Raw genomic sequence first — 16,420 nt, forward strand, 5'->3', positions numbered from 1 at the left:
GGCGGTCATGCGCGTTCTGATTATCGAAGACGAGGAAAAAACCGCGGACTATCTGCACCGCGGTCTGACGGAACAGGGTTACACCGTGGACCTGGCCCGCGACGGCGTCGAAGGCCTGCACCTGGCGCTGGAAAGCGACTACGCGGTGATCGTCCTCGACGTGATGTTGCCGGGCCTGGACGGCTTTGGCGTACTGCGTGCGTTACGCGCGCGCAAGCAGACTCCGGTGATCATGCTCACCGCCCGCGAGCGCGTCGAAGACCGCATCAAGGGCCTGCGCGACGGCGCCGACGATTACCTCGGCAAGCCGTTTTCCTTCCTTGAACTGGTGGCGCGCCTGCAAGCGCTGACCCGACGCAGCGGCGGGCATGAACCGGTGCAAGTGAGCATCGCCGACCTGTGGATCGACCTGATCAGCCGCAAGGCGACCCGTGCCGGCACCCGACTGGACCTGACCGCGAAAGAATTCTCGCTGCTCAGCGTGCTGGCGCGCCGGCAAGGCGAAATCCTCTCGAAAACCGCGATTGCCGAGATGGTCTGGGACATCAATTTCGACAGCGATGCGAACGTCGTCGAAGTCGCGATCAAACGGCTGCGGGCCAAGCTCGACGGGCCGTTCGACGAGAAACTGCTGCACACGATTCGTGGCATGGGTTATGTGCTGGAGAGCCGTGGTGTCCAGTAATTCGATTGCCCTGCGTTTAAGCGGGATGTTTACGCTGGTGGCGCTGCTGGTGTTTCTGTTGATCGGCGGCGCACTGTATCAGCAGGTCGACAAGGGCCTTGGCCTGCTCCCGGAAGCCGAGCTGGATGCGCGTTACAGCGTGCTTGAATCGGCGCTCAATCGTTATGGCACACCCGAGCATTGGGTGAAGATCAACGCCAAGCTCAAGCTGCTCGGCGAAGAGGACAAGCGCATCCGTTTCTGGGTGGTCAGCGCTGATCCCGGTTACGAGTATGGCGAGCCGGACGCGCAAATCCGCGCCTTCGCCCAGGGCCCGACCGGCATGCATGATCTGCAGTTGCCTGAACATCCTTATCCGCTGAAAGTGCTGCTGACCGAGTTGCCGGCCAAGGATCAGCGCCCGCCGCTGCGGTTCATGATCGGCATCGACACCGAAACGTTCCACGAGACCCAACACAAGCTGTTGATCGCTCTCGTCAGCCTCGCGATTGTCGGTGTGCTGATGGCCTCGGCGCTGGGGTACTGGGTCGCGCGAATCGGCCTCAAGCCGTTGATCAAACTGTCGGATGAAGCCCAGCGCCTCGCGCCTCCCCTGCGGGCTGGACGCTTGCGGATGTCGCCATTGCCGCCGGAGCTTGAGCAGTTTGTCGATTCGTTCAACTCCACGCTGGAGCGGGTCGAACAGGCCTACTCGCGGCTGGAATCGTTCAACGCCGACGTCGCCCATGAACTGCGCTCGCCGCTGACCAACCTGATTGGCCAGACCCAGGTCGCATTGACGCGCGGACGCTCCGCCGAGCATTACTTCGAAGTGCTGCAGTCGAATCTTGAAGAGCTCGAGCGCCTGCGTTCGATCATCAATGACATGTTGTTCCTCGCCAGCGCCGACCAGGGCAGCAAGGCGACCAAACTGACATCTACGTCGCTGGCCGATGAAGTCGCGACTACGCTCGAGTATCTGGATTTCATCCTCGAAGACGCGCAGGTGCAGGTACACGTCAGTGGCGATGCGCAGGTGCGGATCGAGATCGCACATCTGCGCCGGGCATTGATCAATCTGCTGAGCAACGCCGTGCAGCACACCGAGCCGGGCAAGGTGATCGAAGTGCGGATCGAGGTTGAGGAACATCAGGTCAGCATCGGCGTGGCCAACCCGGGATCGCCGATTGCCAGCGAGCATTTGCCGCGACTGTTCGAGCGCTTCTACCGGGTCGATGCCTCGCGCAGCAACAGCGGCAACAACCATGGATTGGGGCTGGCGATCGTCAAGGCGATTGCGCTGATGCACGGTGGGGATGTGTTTGTGCGCAGTGATCGGGGGATGAATACCTTCGGCATCCACCTCCCCGTTTAATCGCTGATTAAAGTCCCCTGTGGCGAGGGGATTCATCCCCGATGGGTTGCGAAGCGACCCCAAAATCAGCAATAGCGATCTTCCTGACACAACCAGTACAAAGGATTGAGGGCTGCTTCGCAGCCCATCGGGTATGAATCCCCTCGCCACAAGGAATGGCGTTCACCCGTGGTTGATCTTTGCTTTTGCTGTAACAGTCATTTATGAAAATCACGCTGTTTCCCAACGCTCGGCAACCTTATCTTTGCCCGCACCAAACAGCACTTGCCAAGCAAGAAGGTTTTCAAGATGTCCAACAGTATGGGTATTGCCAGCGCTTTCGTTTTGTCCTCATTGATCCTGTCGCCAATGGCGATGGCTGAAGAATCGCAGGCGTTCGTCGCGCAGAATGCTGCTCGCGCTCACGCCTTCGAACAATCTCAGGCAGAAGTGATGGCCAAGTCGCAAGACGCCTCGCAAGCCCCACAGGCCGCCACTTCCCAGGCTCAAGCGGCCGAGAAAGACAGCTGAGTCGCGCACCGCGAAACATTTCCCTCGACGCGGTTGTTTGGCTCTTCCCGTTCAACCGTCGTCCTTCCAGGCCGCTGCCTTTTCAGCGGCCTTTTTTCGTTGTGGTCTGAAAGCCGTTTGGTTCGTCTGTAACAACAAGAAACATCCCGCACCTCAAGACATTGAAGTGTCAGTTGACCCAAGGAGCTCCATCGCAAGTGCGTTACCCAGTCAGCTTCACCCCGCTATTCATTGCAATTGCCGCAACGATTGCCCCCGCCGCCCATGCCGACGAAGCCGCCAGGGAAGGTTTCGTCGACGGCTCGAGCCTCAACCTCAACGCTCGCAACTACTACATGAATCGCAACCGCCTGCAGCAGACGGACGATAACATCGAGTGGGGTCAGGGTTTTCTCGGGATCTTCCAGTCGGGTTATACCGAAGGCACGGTCGGCTTCGGCATTGATGCCCATGCCATGCTCGGGCTGAAGCTCGACGGCGGTGGCGGTACCGATGGCTCGAGCATCCTGCCGATCAGCGATGGCAACGGCAAAGCGCCGGGTTCGTTCTCGACCGCAGGTGGCACGTTGAAAATGCGCGCGTTCGATACCGAGTTGAAGGCCGGTGACCTGTTCCTCACCAACCCGGTGATTGCCGGCGGTGAATCGCGCATGTTGCCGCAGACCTTTCGTGGCGTCAGCCTGACCAACCACAGCTTCGACGGCTGGATGTTCGAAGGTGGCCAGGCCAGTTTTACCAAGCCGTACAACCAGAGCGGTCGCCAGCGCATCGGCACCTCGTACGGCAAACTCGCCGAGGGCGACGAAAGCCGCCACCTGAACTGGGCCGGCGTGTCCTGGAGCGGCGTCGAGGGCCTGACCAGCAATCTGTATGCCGCTGAACTGAAGGACATCTGGAACCAGTACTACTACGACCTGGATTACACCTGGCAGTTGAACGATCTGGTCAGCCTCAACCCGGGCCTGCACTTCTATCACACGCAGGACACCGGCGACGCGCTGCTGGGCGACATCGACAACAACACCTACAGCCTGCATTTCACCGTCGGCATCGGCAACCACAGCGTCACCGCTGCGTACCAGCGCGTGAACGGCAACACACCGTTCGACTACATCAGCCAGGGTGATAGCGTTTACCTCGACAACTCGCAGCAGTACTCGGACTTCAACGGCCCCAACGAGCGCTCGTGGAAGCTCAAGTACGCCTACGACTTCGCCGGTCTCGGTCTGCCGGGTCTGACGTCGGCGGTTTCCTATTCGCGTGGCACCGTGGACCTGACCAAGGTCGATCCGGACAGCAAGGGCTATGCCTCGTGGTACAGCGCTGACGGTCGCAACGCCAAGCACTGGGAACGCGACCTCGATCTGAAATACGTGGTACAGAGCGGCCAGGCGAAAGATCTCGCGGTGCGCCTGCAATGGGCAACCAACCGTGGCGGCAACGGCTACGGCGCGATCGATACCGACACCGATGAATACCGTGTGATTGTCGACTACCCGATCAACGTCTTCTAAGATCACCTCTAGCTCAGTAACAACTGATCCTTTTTTGAATGGAATAGATTTTGTGGCGAGGGGATTTATCCCCGATGGGCTGCGCAGCAGACCCTTTTTTGGGGCCGCTTCGCAGCCCATCGGGGATAAATCCCCTCCCCACAGTAGATCTGTTTTAGTGTTATCCCCCGCAGTGTTTGTGCAACTACTCTTATAAGTCTCACCCCAACCGACAGCCCATCATGATCGCGAGCCGTACCCCACCTCTGGCGGGCAAGCCCGGACGCCCCGAATTGCTGCTGATCTGCGGCAGTTCGCTGACCGTGATCGCGATTCTGTGCATCGTCACTTTTTTGCTGATTCGTGAGCACGCCAACGCTCAGGAAGCGGCCACCCGCAGTGCCACCACCATCGCCCAGTTGATCGACGCCGACGTCCTGCGCACGGTCGAGTTGTACGACCTGACCCTGCAAGGCCTGATCGCCGCCGCCCAGCGCGATGACTTGCGCGACGTCACCCCGCAGATTCGCCATCTGGCGCTGTTCGACCGTTCGACCACCGCGCGTTTCAAGGGCGACATCCTCCTGCTGGACAAGCATGGCGATGTGGTTGCCGACTCATCGCGGATCGAACCCAAACCAGGCAACTTCGCCGATCGCGATTACTTCCTTGCCCACGCCTTCAACCGCGATACCGGCATGTTCATCAGTCGCCCGTTCAAGACCCGCTGCGATTGCGACGACGCCAATCAGTGGCGCATCAGCTTCAGTCGGCGGATCTCCTCGGAAACCGGCGAATTCGCCGGAGTGGCGGTGGCGTCGATGAAACTCGACTACTTCGATCAGTTGTTCAACAGCCTCGACATCGGCAAAGACAGCACCCTGAACATCATCAACAGCGACGGCGTGCTGCTGGCGCAGAAGCCGCATCTGCAAAACGACTCCATCGGCAAGAGCTTCGGCAACCGACCCAACGTGGTACGGATTCTCGGCGACGAGGATGGCAGCGGCAGTTTCACCAGCACTTCGAGCATGGATCACCAGCAACGGCTTTACACCTATTCGCGGGTCGGCAACTTGCCGCTGACGGTGATGGTCGCGCTCTCCAGTGATGAGGTGTTCGGCACTTGGCGGCGCACGGCGCTGTTGGTCAGTGGTGCCACCGGCGTGCTGTGTGCCGGGCTGCTGTGGCTGACCTGGCTGCTCGCTCGCGAGCTGCGCTTGCGCCAGCGCGCCGAACGCGAACTGGCGCAACTGGCTGCCACCGATGCGCTGACCGGCGTGGCCAACCGGCGGATGCTCGATCAGTCGCTGCGCCACGAATGGTTCCGCGCCCAGCGTTCGGGCAAGCCGCTGTCGGTGATGATGATCGATGCCGACCACTTCAAGGCGTTCAACGACCGTCACGGGCATCAGGCCGGCGACCAGGCGCTACGCGAACTGGCCAAGGTGATCACGGCAAACGTGCGCCGCCCCGGCGATCTGGTCGCCCGTTACGGCGGCGAAGAGTTCTCGGTGATTCTCGCCGAGACCGACAGCAACGGTGCCCGGCAAATTGCTGAACACATTCGTCAGGCGGTGGAGCAGATGCCGAAGGTCGAGGGCGCGGACGTGGCAATGACCGTCAGTATCGGTATCAGCACCTGGACATCGGCAGTCGAGATGTCACTGGAGCAACTGCTGTTTGCGGCGGACAAGGCGCTGTATCAGGCCAAGGAGAGCGGTCGCAATCGGGTTGTCAGTTCGTAAGATCAAAAGATCGCAGCCTTCGGCAGCTCCTACAGTTGGAATATCTTTCCCTGTAGGAACTGCCGAAGGCTGTGATCTTTTGCTCTTAATAAGGGCATAAAAAAAGGCCATCCGAGGATGGCCTTCAAAAAACTAGAGAGGTTTTTTACTTACACTGCCGCAACCGGGCGCATGTAAGAGATCGGTGCAGTGCTGGCGTCTTCGAACGTCACGACTTCCCAAGCATCTGTCTGCTCAATCAACTTGCGCAGCAGCTGGTTGTTCAGTGCATGACCGGACTTGAAGCCTTTGAACTCACCAATCAGGCTGTTACCCAGCAGGTACAGGTCGCCAATCGCATCGAGGATCTTGTGCTTCACGAATTCGTCTTCGTAGCGAAGGCCGTCTTCGTTCAGTACACCATCGGAATCCACCACGATCGCGTTTTCAACGCTGCCGCCGAGTGCGAGGTTGTGCTTGCGCAGGTACTCGATGTCACTCATGAAACCGAAAGTACGGGCGCGGCTGACTTCTTTTACGAACGAAGTGCTGGAAAAATCCACGCTTGCACTCTGGGTGCGGTCCCGGAAAACCGGGTGATCGAAATCGATCTCGAAGCTCACCTTGAACCCTTCGAAAGGGACGAAAGTGGCGCGCTTGTCGCCGTCTTCCACTGTCACTTCACGCAGGATGCGGATGAATTTCTTGGCGGCGTCCTGCTCTTCCAGGCCAGCCGATTGAATCAGGAATACGAACGGTCCAGCGCTGCCATCCATGATCGGGACTTCGGACGCGGAGAGCTCGACGTAGGCGTTATCGATGCCCAGGCCAGCCATGGCCGAGAGCAAGTGCTCTACCGTGTCCACTTTGACGTCGCCGTTGATCAGCGTCGTCGACATAGTGGTTTCACCGACGTTTTCCGCGCGGGCAGGAATCTGCACCACAGGGTCGAGGTCAGCGCGACAAAACACAATGCCAGTGTCGACAGGCGCAGGCTTGAGGGTCAGGTAGACCTTCTCCCCGGAATGCAGGCCTACACCTGTGGCACGGATAATATTTTTCAGTGTGCGTTGTTTAATCATGGCTTGGGCCGCTTCAGCGCAAATTGCGAACTGGTATCAACAAAGGCTGGCGATAATAGCAGACCGAGCCTTTGCTGAACACCAATCACCGTCATAGCCCTGATACATTCCATCAATCGGCCTGACGACGCAGGAATGCCGGGATGTCCAGGTAATCCAGATCGTCCTGCGGGTTCATCTTCGCGGCAGTCGCAGCACCGGCCTGAGCCTGGTTGCGCATGACGGTCGGACGGTCCAGGTCACGGTAGTTCACCGCCGGAGCTTCCTGACGCGCAGGAGCCGGTTGTTGAACCTGAGCGGAAGCCATGGAGGTGTGAACGGTGTTGTCGATGACCTTTACAGGCTTCTCGATTTTCGCGCCCAGACCGGTGGCAACCACGGTAACGTGCAGTTCGTCGCGCATGTCCGGATCGATCACAGTACCGACCTTGACCATCGCGTGTTCGGAAGCGAAGGCTTCGATGATGCTACCCACGTCGGAGTACTCACCCAGGGACAGGTCAGGACCGGCGGTGATGTTCACCAGAATGCCGCGAGCGCCTTGCAGGTTCACGTCTTCCAGCAACGGGTTGCGGATGGCCGCTTCGGTCGCTTCACGTGCACGGTTCGGACCGCTGGCGCAGCCAGTGCCCATCATTGCCATGCCCATTTCGCTCATCACAGTACGCACGTCGGCGAAGTCGACGTTGATCATGCCCGGACGCTTGATGATGTCGGAGATACCGCGCACGGCACCGGCCAGTACGTCGTCAGCCTTGGCGAAAGCCGACAGCAGGCTGGCGTCTTTGCCGAGAATGGTCAGCAGCTTCTCGTTCGGAATGGTGATCAGCGAATCGACGCTTTCGGAGAGCATGCGGATGCCTTCGTCGGCGATCTGCATACGCTTGCGGCCTTCGAACGGGAACGGACGGGTCACGACCGCAACGGTCAGGATGCCCATTTCCTTGGCCACTTCGGCGATGATCGGCGCAGCACCGGTACCGGTACCGCCGCCCATGCCAGTGGTGATGAACACCATGTTGGTGCCGGCCAGGACTTCAGCGATGCGCTCGCGATCTTCCAGCGCAGCCTGACGGCCGACTTCCGGGTTGGCGCCGGCGCCCAGGCCTTTGGTCACACCGGTGCCGAGTTGCAGGATGGTGCGCGCGCCGATGTTTTTCAGCGCTTGAGCATCAGTGTTGGCGCAGATGAATTCAACGCCTTCGATGTTGCTCTTGACCATGTGGTTGACAGCGTTGCCGCCGCCACCGCCAACACCGATAACTTTGATTACCGGGCTTGCGGGGATGTTGTCTACGAGTTCGAACATTTTCCCTCTCCTTACATTCTCTAGTTTTTTCGCCTACTGCATTTTTGTAGCGGTGTTGCGGTAAAGCGTTAGAAGTTGCCTTGAACCCACTTCTTCAATCGGTCCAGCAACGGCGCCTGTGGCTCATCGTTGCTGTAGCTGTCGCGGCTGCCGATGCCCGAGAACGAGATCCCGTCGGACTGCTTCTGCAGGCCGTACATCAGCAAGCCAACGCCAGTGGAATAAATCGGGTTGCGCACTACGTCATCCAGCCCCTTCACGCCGTGCGGCACGCCCAGGCGCACCGGCATGTGGAAGATTTCTTCGGCCAGCTCGGTGGCGCCTTCCATCTTCGAGGTACCGCCGGTCAGGACGATGCCCGCCGGGATCAGGTCTTCGTAGCCGCTGCGACGCAGTTCGGCCTGGATCAGGGTGAACAGTTCGTCGTAACGCGGCTCAACCACCTCGGCCAGGGCCTGACGCGACAGTTCGCGCGGCGGACGGTCGCCAACGCTTGGCACCTTGATGGTTTCGCCGGCACCGGCCAGTTTGGCCAGGGCACAGGCGTAGCGGATCTTGATCTCTTCGGCGTACTGGGTCGGGGTGCGCAACGCCATGGCGATGTCGTTGGTCACCTGATCACCGGCAATCGGGATCACCGCGGTGTGGCGGATCGCGCCTTCGGTGAAGATCGCGATGTCGGTGGTGCCGCCGCCGATGTCGACCAGGCACACGCCCAGCTCTTTTTCGTCGTCGGTCAGTACCGAGTAGGCCGAGGCCAGTTGCTCGAGAATGATGTCGTCGATTTCCAGACCGCAGCGACGCACGCACTTTTCAATGTTCTGTGCGGCGTTGACGGCGCAGGTGACCACGTGAACCTTGGCTTCCAGACGCACACCGGACATGCCCAGAGGCTCGCGGACGCCTTCCTGGTTATCGATCACGTAGTCCTGCGGCAGGGTGTGCAGCACGCGCTGGTCAGCCGGGATCGCCACGGCCTGGGCAGCGTCAAGTACACGCTCCAGGTCAGCCGAGCTCACTTCGCGGTCACGAATCGCCACGATGCCGTGGGAGTTCAGGCTGCGGATGTGATTGCCGGCCACGCCGACGAACGCCGAGTGAATGCGGCAGCCCGCCATCAGTTGGGCTTCTTCGATCGCGCGCTGGATCGATTGCACGGTCGACTCGATGTTCACCACCACGCCCTTTTTCAGGCCGCGGGACGGGTGAGTACCGATACCGACGATTTCCAGCGTGCCGTCGTCCGCGACCTCGCCTACCAGCGCCACCACCTTGGAGGTGCCGATATCCAGACCGACGATCATTTTGCCGCTTTGCACGTTTGCCATGGGTCCTGCCTCTTCTTAATTCTTTGCGACAGCGGGTTGGGCTGTCGTCGGCGCTACTGGTTCCCGCCAGCCAACAGCGAGGCCGTTGGCGTAGCGCAGATCGATGCGCGCAATGTTCGTAATCTGGTCTTTAAGCGTCGTGTCATAGATGGCAATGAAGCGGCGCATCTTTTCCACCAGGTTGCCGCGTCCCAGCAGCAACTCGATGCCGGGGCCGGAGCTGCCGGCACCGGTGGTCAGGAACCAGCTGCCACGTTCACGCAGTTCCAGGCGCGCGATCGAGAAACCCAGCGGCCGGAGCATCTGGCTCAGCACCTGATATTGCTGCATCACTTGCTGCTGGGCCCGTTGTGGGCCGAACAGCTGTGGCAGGTGTTCGTAATTCGCCAGTTCCTTGGGCGTGAACGCCTGGCCCTGGTTGTTGAGCAGCGATTCGTCGCCCCAACGGGCCACGGGCAGTTGCTCTTCCAGGCGGATCACCACCTGGTCCGGCCACACCCGGCGTACTTCGGCGTGGGCAATCCAGGGCATCTGCTCAAGCTCGGTGCGCATGCCGGCCAGATCAATGGTGAAGAAGCTCGACGCCACGTACGGGGCGATTCGCTGCTGCACCGCTTGCTGACTGATGTAGCTCAGGTCGCCCTGCACCGCGATCTTGGTGATCGGCCGGTCGGCATACGGCAGCAAACGCTGCGCGCCTTCGTAGGTACCGAACCCCAACGCCACCAGCAGCACTGGCCAGAACAGGCTTTTCAGAAAGCCGAAATTGGCTTTCGGCAGGCGCGCAGACATCGGCTCTTTGGCCACCATTCGGCTGGCACCCCGCGGCACCGGCTTGCGGCCGGGTGCGGGTGGCTGATGTCTGAGCTGAGCGCCTTGCATGGTCTTAACCTCGCGCCTCTGTGTGACCGGAGCCTTCAACACTGGCGGCCAGAATGGCCAGAACCAGTTGCTGGAAGTCCAGACCGGCAGCACGGGCCGCCATCGGCACCAGGCTGTGATCGGTCATGCCCGGTGCGGTGTTCACTTCCAGGAACCAGAACTGCCCGTCGGCGTCCTGCATCACGTCCGCCCTGCCCCAACCGGCAATACCCAGCGCCTCACAGGCCTTGGCCGTGAGATCCATGAGTTCCTGTTCCTTGACGGCATCCAGCCCGCACGGAATGCGGTACTGGGTATCGTTGGCGATGTACTTGGCGTCGTAGTCGTAGAACGTGTGCGGTGTACCCAGGGCGATAGGAGGCAACACCTGGTCACGCAGGGTGGCGATGGTGAACTCCGGACCTTGAATCCATTGCTCCACCAAGACTTGCGAATCGTAGGTACTGGCCGCTTTCCATGCGTCGATCAACTCGGACGCAGAACTCACTTTGGCCATCCCGATACTTGAACCTTCATGCGCCGGTTTGACGATCAAAGGGAAGCCCAGTTCCGTCGCCGCGGAAATACAATCGGCTTCGCTGCACAGCACGGCGTGACGCGGCGTCGGAATTCCGAGGCTGTGCCAGACCTGCTTGGTGCGCAGTTTGTCCATCGCCAGTGCTGAAGCGAGGATGCCGCTGCCGGTGTAGGGAATGCCGGCGCACTCGAGCAGGCCCTGCATCGAGCCATCTTCGCCGCCACGACCGTGGAGAATGATGAACGCACGGTCGATCTTTTCGCTCAGCAGACGCTGCAGAAAATCCTCGCCGACGTCGATCCCGAACGCGTCCACACCCGCGCTTTGCAGCGCATCGAGCACAGCGTTACCGGACTTCAGCGAAACCTCACGCTCGGCACTCATGCCACCGAACAGCACGGCGACCCGGCCGAAGTCTTTCGGCGCGATGGTGGAGAACAGGTTGGCGTAGGCAGCAGTCATTTCAACTTCCCCTCGACCGACGCCGCCACGGCGCCGGCGAACAATTCACTTTTCAACAGTTTCGGCGCGAGACCGCCGATATCCCCGGCGCCCTGGCACAGCAGGATGTCGCCGGCGCGCAGCAACGGCTTGACCAGCGGCGCGAGGTCGACACCGCGCTCGATGTAGATCGGGTCGAGCTGACCGCGCTGACGGATGCTGTTGCACAACTTGCGGCTGTCCGCGCCCGGGATCGGCTCTTCGCCGGCCGGATAGACTTCCATCAGCAGCAGCACGTTGGCATCGGCCAGTACATTGACGAAATCGTCATACAGATCACGGGTGCGGCTATAACGATGCGGCTGGTAAACCATCACCAGACGGCGCTCCGGCCAGCCACCGCGCACGGCTTTGATCACCGCCGCGACTTCGGTCGGGTGGTGACCGTAGTCATCGACCAGCATCACGTTGCCGCCGTCCACCGGCAGTTCGCCGTAGACCTGGAAGCGTCGGCCAACGCCCTGGAACCCGGACAGGCCCTGAACGATGGCTTCGTCACTGACGCCTTCGTCGGTGGCGATGCAGATGGTCGCCAGCGAGTTGAGCACGTTGTGGTTGCCCGGCATGTTCACGGAAACATCCAGCGGCTCGCGGTCAGGACGCAGCACGGTGAAGAAGGTCTGCATGCCTTGCTGGCGTACATTGATCGCGCGCACGTCGGCGTCTTCGCTGAAGCCGTAGGTCACGGTCGGACGCTTGACCAGCGGCAGGATTTCACGCACCACCGGATCGTCCAGGCACATCACGGCCAGACCGTAGAACGGCAGGTTGTGCAGGAACTCGACGAAGGTTTTCTTCAGTTTGTTGAAGTCACCGTCGTAGGTCGCCATGTGGTCGGCGTCGATGTTGGTCACCACCGCCACCAGCGGTTGCAGGTGCAGGAAGCTCGCATCGCTTTCGTCGGCTTCGGCGATCAGGTAGCGGCTGGTGCCGAGCTGGGCATTGGTGCCCGCCGCATTCAGACGGCCACCGATGACGAAGGTCGGATCCAGGCCACCGGCGGCGAACACCGAAGCGATCAGGCTGGTGGTCGTGGTTTTGCCATGAGTACCGGCGACGGCAATGCCGTGGCGGTAGCGCATCAGCTCGGCGAGCATCTCGGCACGCGGTACCACCGGGATACGACGCTCAAGAGCGGTCGCCACTTCCGGGTTGGAGGTGTTCACAGCGCTGGAGACCACCAGTACGTCGGCGGTGGCAGCGTTCTCGGCACGGTGGCCGATGTAGATGTGCGCGCCGAACGATTCCAGACGCTCGGTCACCGGCGAAGCCTTCAGGTCGGAACCGGACACTTCATAGCCCAGGTTCAACAACACTTCAGCGATGCCGCACATGCCCACGCCGCCGATACCGACGAAGTGGATACGACGGATGCGGCGCATTTCCGGTTGTGGCATGGCTTTCTGATTCTCAACCATGGGCCACCTCCAGGCAGGTATCGACCACGCTGCGGGTGGCATCGGGTTTGGCCAGACGGCGGGCCGCTTGGGCCATTTCTTCGAGTCGTTGCGGTTGCATCAAGACCTCTGTCAGGCGCGCGGCAAGGTCCGCGGCACCAGTCGTTCTTTGCGGCATCACGAAGGCAGCGCCTTCACGGGCCAAATAATCGGCGTTGCGGGTCTGGTGATCGTCGATCGCGTGGGGCAAAGGCACCAGCATCGAGGGCAGACCAACGGCGGCCAGCTCACTGATGGTCAGCGCGCCAGCGCGGCACACCACCAGGTCAGCCCAGCCATAGGCCTGGGCCATGTCTTTGATGAACGGCTGCACCTGCGCATCCACGCCGGCGGCGCGATAGCGCTCTGCAGTCACTTCATCGTGGTTTTTGCCGGCCTGATGAAACACGTCCGGACGCAAATCGGCAGGGACTTGCGCCAGGGCTTCAGGCAGCAACTTGTTCAACGGTTCTGCGCCCAGGCTTCCGCCGAGGATCAGCAAACGCGCTTTGCGCCCGGCCAGAGCCGGTCGCGATGTTTCGAGGAACAGCTCGCTGCGCACCGGGTTTCCGGTGGTACGGCGGCTGTCCGACAGAGTAAAGGTGTCGGGGAACGCTTCACACACCCGGGCGGCGAACGGCACCAGCAACCGATTGGCGGTGCCGGCCACGGCGTTCTGCTCGTGAACGATCACTGGCACACCGGCCAGTTTCGCGGCGATACCGCCAGGCCCGGTCACATAACCACCGAAGCCGACCACGCAGACTGGACGCAGCTTGCGAATCACCGCCCGCGCCTGCCACACCGACTTGAGCAGCATGAACGGTGCCTTGAGCAGCGACAGCTTGCCCTTGCCACGCAAACCCGTGGCATTGATCCGGTGCAGTTCCAGACCTGCAGCCGGTACCAGATCGTTTTCGATCCCGCGTGGCGTGCCGAGCCAGTGCACGGTGTAACCGCGTGCCTGGAATTCGCGGGCACAGGACAGCGCCGGGAACACGTGGCCGCCGGTGCCGCCGGCCATGATCAATACGTTAGCGCCCATGGTTCGGCTCCTCGGCGAAGTCGCTCTCATGGAATTCCATCTCTTCACTGCCCAGGTGGGTCCGACTCTCCCACTCGATCCTCAGCAACAGGCCAAGGCAGGCGCAGCAGATCACCAGGGAACTGCCGCCATAACTGAGGAACGGTAGCGTCAGGCCCTTGGTCGGCAACAGGCCGACGTTCACCCCGATGTTGATCAGGAACTGACCGATCCACAGGAACGACAGGCCGTAAGCCACATAAGCGGCGAAGAACTGCTTGGCTTTCTCCGCCCACAAACCGATATACATGCCGCGAATACACACGAAGACGAACAGCGCCACGGTGCACAGCGAACCGACGGCGCCCAGCTCTTCGGCCAGCACCGAGAATACGAAGTCGGTGTGCGCTTCCGGCAGGTAGAACTGTTTCTGCACGCTGTTGCCCAGGCCGACGCCCAGCCACTCACCGCGACCGAAGGCGATCAACGCCTGCGACAACTGATAACCGGCGCCGAACTGGTCGGCCCACGGGTCGGCGAAGTTGGTCAGACGCGCCATTCGATAAGGCTGCATCTGAATCAGCAAGACCACCGCCCCGACTGCCAGCACCACCATCAGCGAGAAGCGGAACAGCCCGACTCCGCCAAGGAACAGCATCGCCGCCGCAGCCCCCATCATTACCACGGTGGCACCGAAGTCCGGCTCCATCAGCAACAGGCCCGCCATCGGCAGCAGCACGATGAACGGCTTGAAGAAACCCATCCAGCTCTCGCGCACTTCTTTCTGCCGACGCACCAGATAACCGGCGAGGTAAATCACCACAAAGACTTTGGCGATCTCCGACGGCTGCACGTTGAAGAAGCTGAAACCGATCCAGCGCATCGACCCGTTCACTTCACGGCCGATCCCGGGGACGATCACCATCACCAGCAGACCGAATGCACCGATCAGCATCATCCAGCCCAGACGCTGCCAGGTGGCAATCGGAATCATCATGGTGATGATGCAGGCACCCAGGCCCAGCGCCACATAGATCAGGTGGCGAATCATGTAGTACAGCGCGCTGCCCGACTGCGCCGCCGCCACTTCGGTGGAAGCCGAGGCGATCATGATCAGGCCCAGGCCCAGCAGCGCCAGGCAGCCGGCGAGCATCGGGAAGTCGAGGTCGATGCCACGGCCGGTGATGATCGGTGACGGGTACGGTTTGATGATATTGCGCAGGCTCATGCCAGATCCTCCACGGCGCGGACGAACTGGTGACCACGGTCTTCGTAATTCTTGAACATGTCGAAACTGGCGCAGGCTGGCGACAGCAGCACCACGTCACCCGGTTGGGCGACTGCGCGGCATTGCGCAACGGCGTCGACCAGCGAGGTCGCGCGAATCAGTGGCACGGCGTCACCGATGGCCGCGCCGATCTTGTCGGAGTCGCGGCCCATCAGGATCACGGCGCGGCAGTTGGCCGCCACCGGATCGCGCAAGTCGTTGAACTCGGCGCCTTTGCCGTCGCCACCGGCGATCAGCACGACCTTGCCGTCGATGTCCGCACCGAGGCCTTCGATGGCGGCCAGCGCGGCGCCGACGTTGGTGGCCTTGGAATCGTTGTAATAACCGACACCGTCGAGATCACGCACCCACTGGCAGCGGTGTTCGAGACCGGCGAAATTGCGCAGGGCCGACAGCATGGCGTCGAACGGCAGGCCGACCGCATGCCCCAGTGCCAGTGCCGCGAGGGCATTGGCCTGGTTATGCGCACCGCGCACTTTCAGTTCGCGCACCGGCATCAGGTTCTGGAATTCGAAGGCCAGGTATTTCTCGCCGTCTTCTTCGCGCAGGCCGAAAGCCTTGAAATCCGGTTTGTTCAAGCCGAAGGTCCAGCACGGCTGGCCCTCGCCGATCAGCGGACGGCTGAGTGCGTCCTGACGGTTGACCACGAACTGCTTGGCGCCACGGAAGATCCGGTGCTTGGCCAGGTGATACGCCGGCAGGCCGCTGTAGCGGTCCATGTGGTCTTCGCTGATGTTCAACACGGTAGCCACTTCAGCGTTGAGCTGGCCGGTGGTTTCCAGCTGAAAACTCGACAGTTCCATCACGTACAGCTCGACGTCGTCGCTGAGCAGGTCCAGCGCCGGCGTGCCGAGGTTGCCGCCCACCGCGACGCGTTTGCCGGCCGCAGCCGCCATCTCGCCGACCAGGGTGGTGACGGTGCTTTTCGCGTTGGAACCGGTGATGGCCACGATCGGCGCCCGCGCGTTACGCGCGAACAGCTCGATATCGCCGGACATTTTCACGCCACGGGCGGCAGCGGCTTGCAGGGCCGGGGTCGCCAGCGCCAGACCGGGACTCACGTAGAGCTCGTCGGCGCGGCACAGGAATTCGACGTCCAGCTCGCCACAACGCACTTCCACGTGCGGATAGTCACGCTTGAGCGTGGCCAGTTCCGGTGGATTGTCCCGCGTATCGGCGACGGCAAACGACACGCCCCGGTTCGCCAGGAAGCGAACCAGGGACATGCCGCTCTTGCCGAGGCCGACAACGATGCGGAAGTGGTCAGAAGCGATCAGAGACACT

14 protein-coding genes are annotated in these 16,420 nt (G+C 61.2%); 5 read left to right on the forward strand and 9 right to left on the reverse strand.

Features of this window, described 5'->3' with window-relative positions:
• Nucleotides 1–7: 7 nt before the first annotated feature.
• The 5 genes from AC193Q_RS14955 (at nt 8) to AC193Q_RS14975 (ending at nt 5,790) form a co-directional block, all read left to right on the forward strand.
• Nucleotides 8–685, forward strand: a complete 678-nt coding sequence (locus AC193Q_RS14955) for a heavy metal response regulator transcription factor (RefSeq protein ID WP_007916978.1) — start codon at nt 8–10, stop codon at nt 683–685.
• Complete coding sequence (locus AC193Q_RS14960; RefSeq protein WP_095668356.1) at nt 675–2,039, forward strand: heavy metal sensor histidine kinase; 1,365 nt, start codon at nt 675–677, stop codon at nt 2,037–2,039. Before AC193Q_RS14955 ends, AC193Q_RS14960 begins: the two co-directional genes overlap by 11 nt.
• A 288-nt stretch (nt 2,040–2,327) precedes the next feature.
• Entirely contained in the window at nt 2,328–2,549 is a 222-nt protein-coding gene (locus AC193Q_RS14965) for a hypothetical protein (protein ID WP_027612176.1), read from the forward strand.
• A 197-nt stretch (nt 2,550–2,746) separates the two neighbouring features.
• Entirely contained in the window at nt 2,747–4,063 is a 1,317-nt protein-coding gene (locus AC193Q_RS14970; RefSeq protein WP_121187122.1) for an OprD family porin, read from the forward strand.
• Between the two features lie 221 nt (nt 4,064–4,284).
• Nucleotides 4,285–5,790: a sensor domain-containing diguanylate cyclase gene (locus tag AC193Q_RS14975; protein ID WP_121187124.1), complete on the forward strand. Its 1,506-nt coding sequence runs from the start codon at nt 4,285–4,287 to the stop codon at nt 5,788–5,790.
• Between the two features lie 149 nt (nt 5,791–5,939).
• On the opposite strand, the gene lpxC is transcribed toward AC193Q_RS14975, so the two are convergent.
• The 9 genes from lpxC to murD all read right to left on the reverse strand — a co-directional run bounded on the left by lpxC (nt 5,940) and on the right by murD (nt 16,419).
• Nucleotides 5,940–6,851, reverse strand: coding sequence for a UDP-3-O-acyl-N-acetylglucosamine deacetylase (lpxC, locus tag AC193Q_RS14980; RefSeq protein ID WP_007961638.1), 912 nt, complete (start codon nt 6,849–6,851; stop codon nt 5,940–5,942).
• A gap of 112 nt (nt 6,852–6,963) precedes the next feature.
• On the reverse strand, nt 6,964–8,160 hold the full coding sequence (gene ftsZ, locus AC193Q_RS14985) for a cell division protein FtsZ (RefSeq protein ID WP_003228013.1): 1,197 nt from the start codon (nt 8,158–8,160) through the stop codon (nt 6,964–6,966).
• A gap of 68 nt (nt 8,161–8,228) precedes the next feature.
• Nucleotides 8,229–9,488, reverse strand: coding sequence for a cell division protein FtsA (gene ftsA / locus AC193Q_RS14990; protein ID WP_003228014.1), 1,260 nt, complete (start codon nt 9,486–9,488; stop codon nt 8,229–8,231).
• Nucleotides 9,489–9,503: 15 nt separating this feature from the next.
• Nucleotides 9,504–10,370, reverse strand: coding sequence for a cell division protein FtsQ/DivIB (locus AC193Q_RS14995; RefSeq protein WP_121187126.1), 867 nt, complete (start codon nt 10,368–10,370; stop codon nt 9,504–9,506).
• Nucleotides 10,371–10,374: 4 nt separating this feature from the next.
• Nucleotides 10,375–11,349, reverse strand: a complete 975-nt coding sequence (locus AC193Q_RS15000) for a D-alanine--D-alanine ligase (RefSeq protein WP_047296412.1) — start codon at nt 11,347–11,349, stop codon at nt 10,375–10,377.
• Nucleotides 11,346–12,806, reverse strand: a complete 1,461-nt coding sequence (murC, locus tag AC193Q_RS15005) for a UDP-N-acetylmuramate--L-alanine ligase (protein WP_007961634.1) — start codon at nt 12,804–12,806, stop codon at nt 11,346–11,348. The genes AC193Q_RS15000 and murC overlap by 4 nt, the downstream gene beginning before the upstream one ends.
• Nucleotides 12,799–13,869, reverse strand: a complete 1,071-nt coding sequence (gene murG / locus AC193Q_RS15010; protein ID WP_047296414.1) for an undecaprenyldiphospho-muramoylpentapeptide beta-N-acetylglucosaminyltransferase — start codon at nt 13,867–13,869, stop codon at nt 12,799–12,801. Before murG ends, murC begins: the two co-directional genes overlap by 8 nt.
• Nucleotides 13,859–15,076 carry a putative lipid II flippase FtsW gene (gene ftsW, locus AC193Q_RS15015; protein WP_003228018.1) on the reverse strand — a complete coding sequence of 406 codons (1,218 nt, stop codon included), beginning with the start codon at nt 15,074–15,076 and terminating at the stop codon, nt 13,859–13,861. Before ftsW ends, murG begins: the two co-directional genes overlap by 11 nt.
• Nucleotides 15,073–16,419, reverse strand: coding sequence for a UDP-N-acetylmuramoyl-L-alanine--D-glutamate ligase (gene murD / locus AC193Q_RS15020; protein ID WP_121187128.1), 1,347 nt, complete (start codon nt 16,417–16,419; stop codon nt 15,073–15,075). The genes ftsW and murD overlap by 4 nt, the downstream gene beginning before the upstream one ends.
• Nucleotide 16,420 lies beyond the last annotated feature (1 nt).

The organism is Pseudomonas sp. F2, assembly GCF_057174385.1.

Excerpts from the sequence above, each read along its gene's own strand:
- AC193Q_RS14955 (WP_007916978.1), top strand. The coding sequence starts at position 8 with ATGCGCGTTCTGATTATCGAAGACGAGGAAAAAACCGCGGACTATCTG.
- AC193Q_RS14965 (WP_027612176.1), top strand. The coding sequence starts at position 2,328 with ATGTCCAACAGTATGGGTATTGCCAGCGCTTTCGTTTTGTCCTCATTG.
- AC193Q_RS14975 (WP_121187124.1), top strand. The coding sequence starts at position 4,285 with ATGATCGCGAGCCGTACCCCACCTCTGGCGGGCAAGCCCGGACGCCCC.
- lpxC (WP_007961638.1), bottom strand. The coding sequence starts at position 6,851 with ATGATTAAACAACGCACACTGAAAAATATTATCCGTGCCACAGGTGTA.
- ftsZ (WP_003228013.1), bottom strand. The coding sequence starts at position 8,160 with ATGTTCGAACTCGTAGACAACATCCCCGCAAGCCCGGTAATCAAAGTT.
- ftsA (WP_003228014.1), bottom strand. The coding sequence starts at position 9,488 with ATGGCAAACGTGCAAAGCGGCAAAATGATCGTCGGTCTGGATATCGGC.
- AC193Q_RS14995 (WP_121187126.1), bottom strand. The coding sequence starts at position 10,370 with ATGCAAGGCGCTCAGCTCAGACATCAGCCACCCGCACCCGGCCGCAAG.
- AC193Q_RS15000 (WP_047296412.1), bottom strand. The coding sequence starts at position 11,349 with ATGACTGCTGCCTACGCCAACCTGTTCTCCACCATCGCGCCGAAAGAC.
- murC (WP_007961634.1), bottom strand. The coding sequence starts at position 12,806 with ATGGTTGAGAATCAGAAAGCCATGCCACAACCGGAAATGCGCCGCATC.
- murG (WP_047296414.1), bottom strand. The coding sequence starts at position 13,869 with ATGGGCGCTAACGTATTGATCATGGCCGGCGGCACCGGCGGCCACGTG.
- ftsW (WP_003228018.1), bottom strand. The coding sequence starts at position 15,076 with ATGAGCCTGCGCAATATCATCAAACCGTACCCGTCACCGATCATCACC.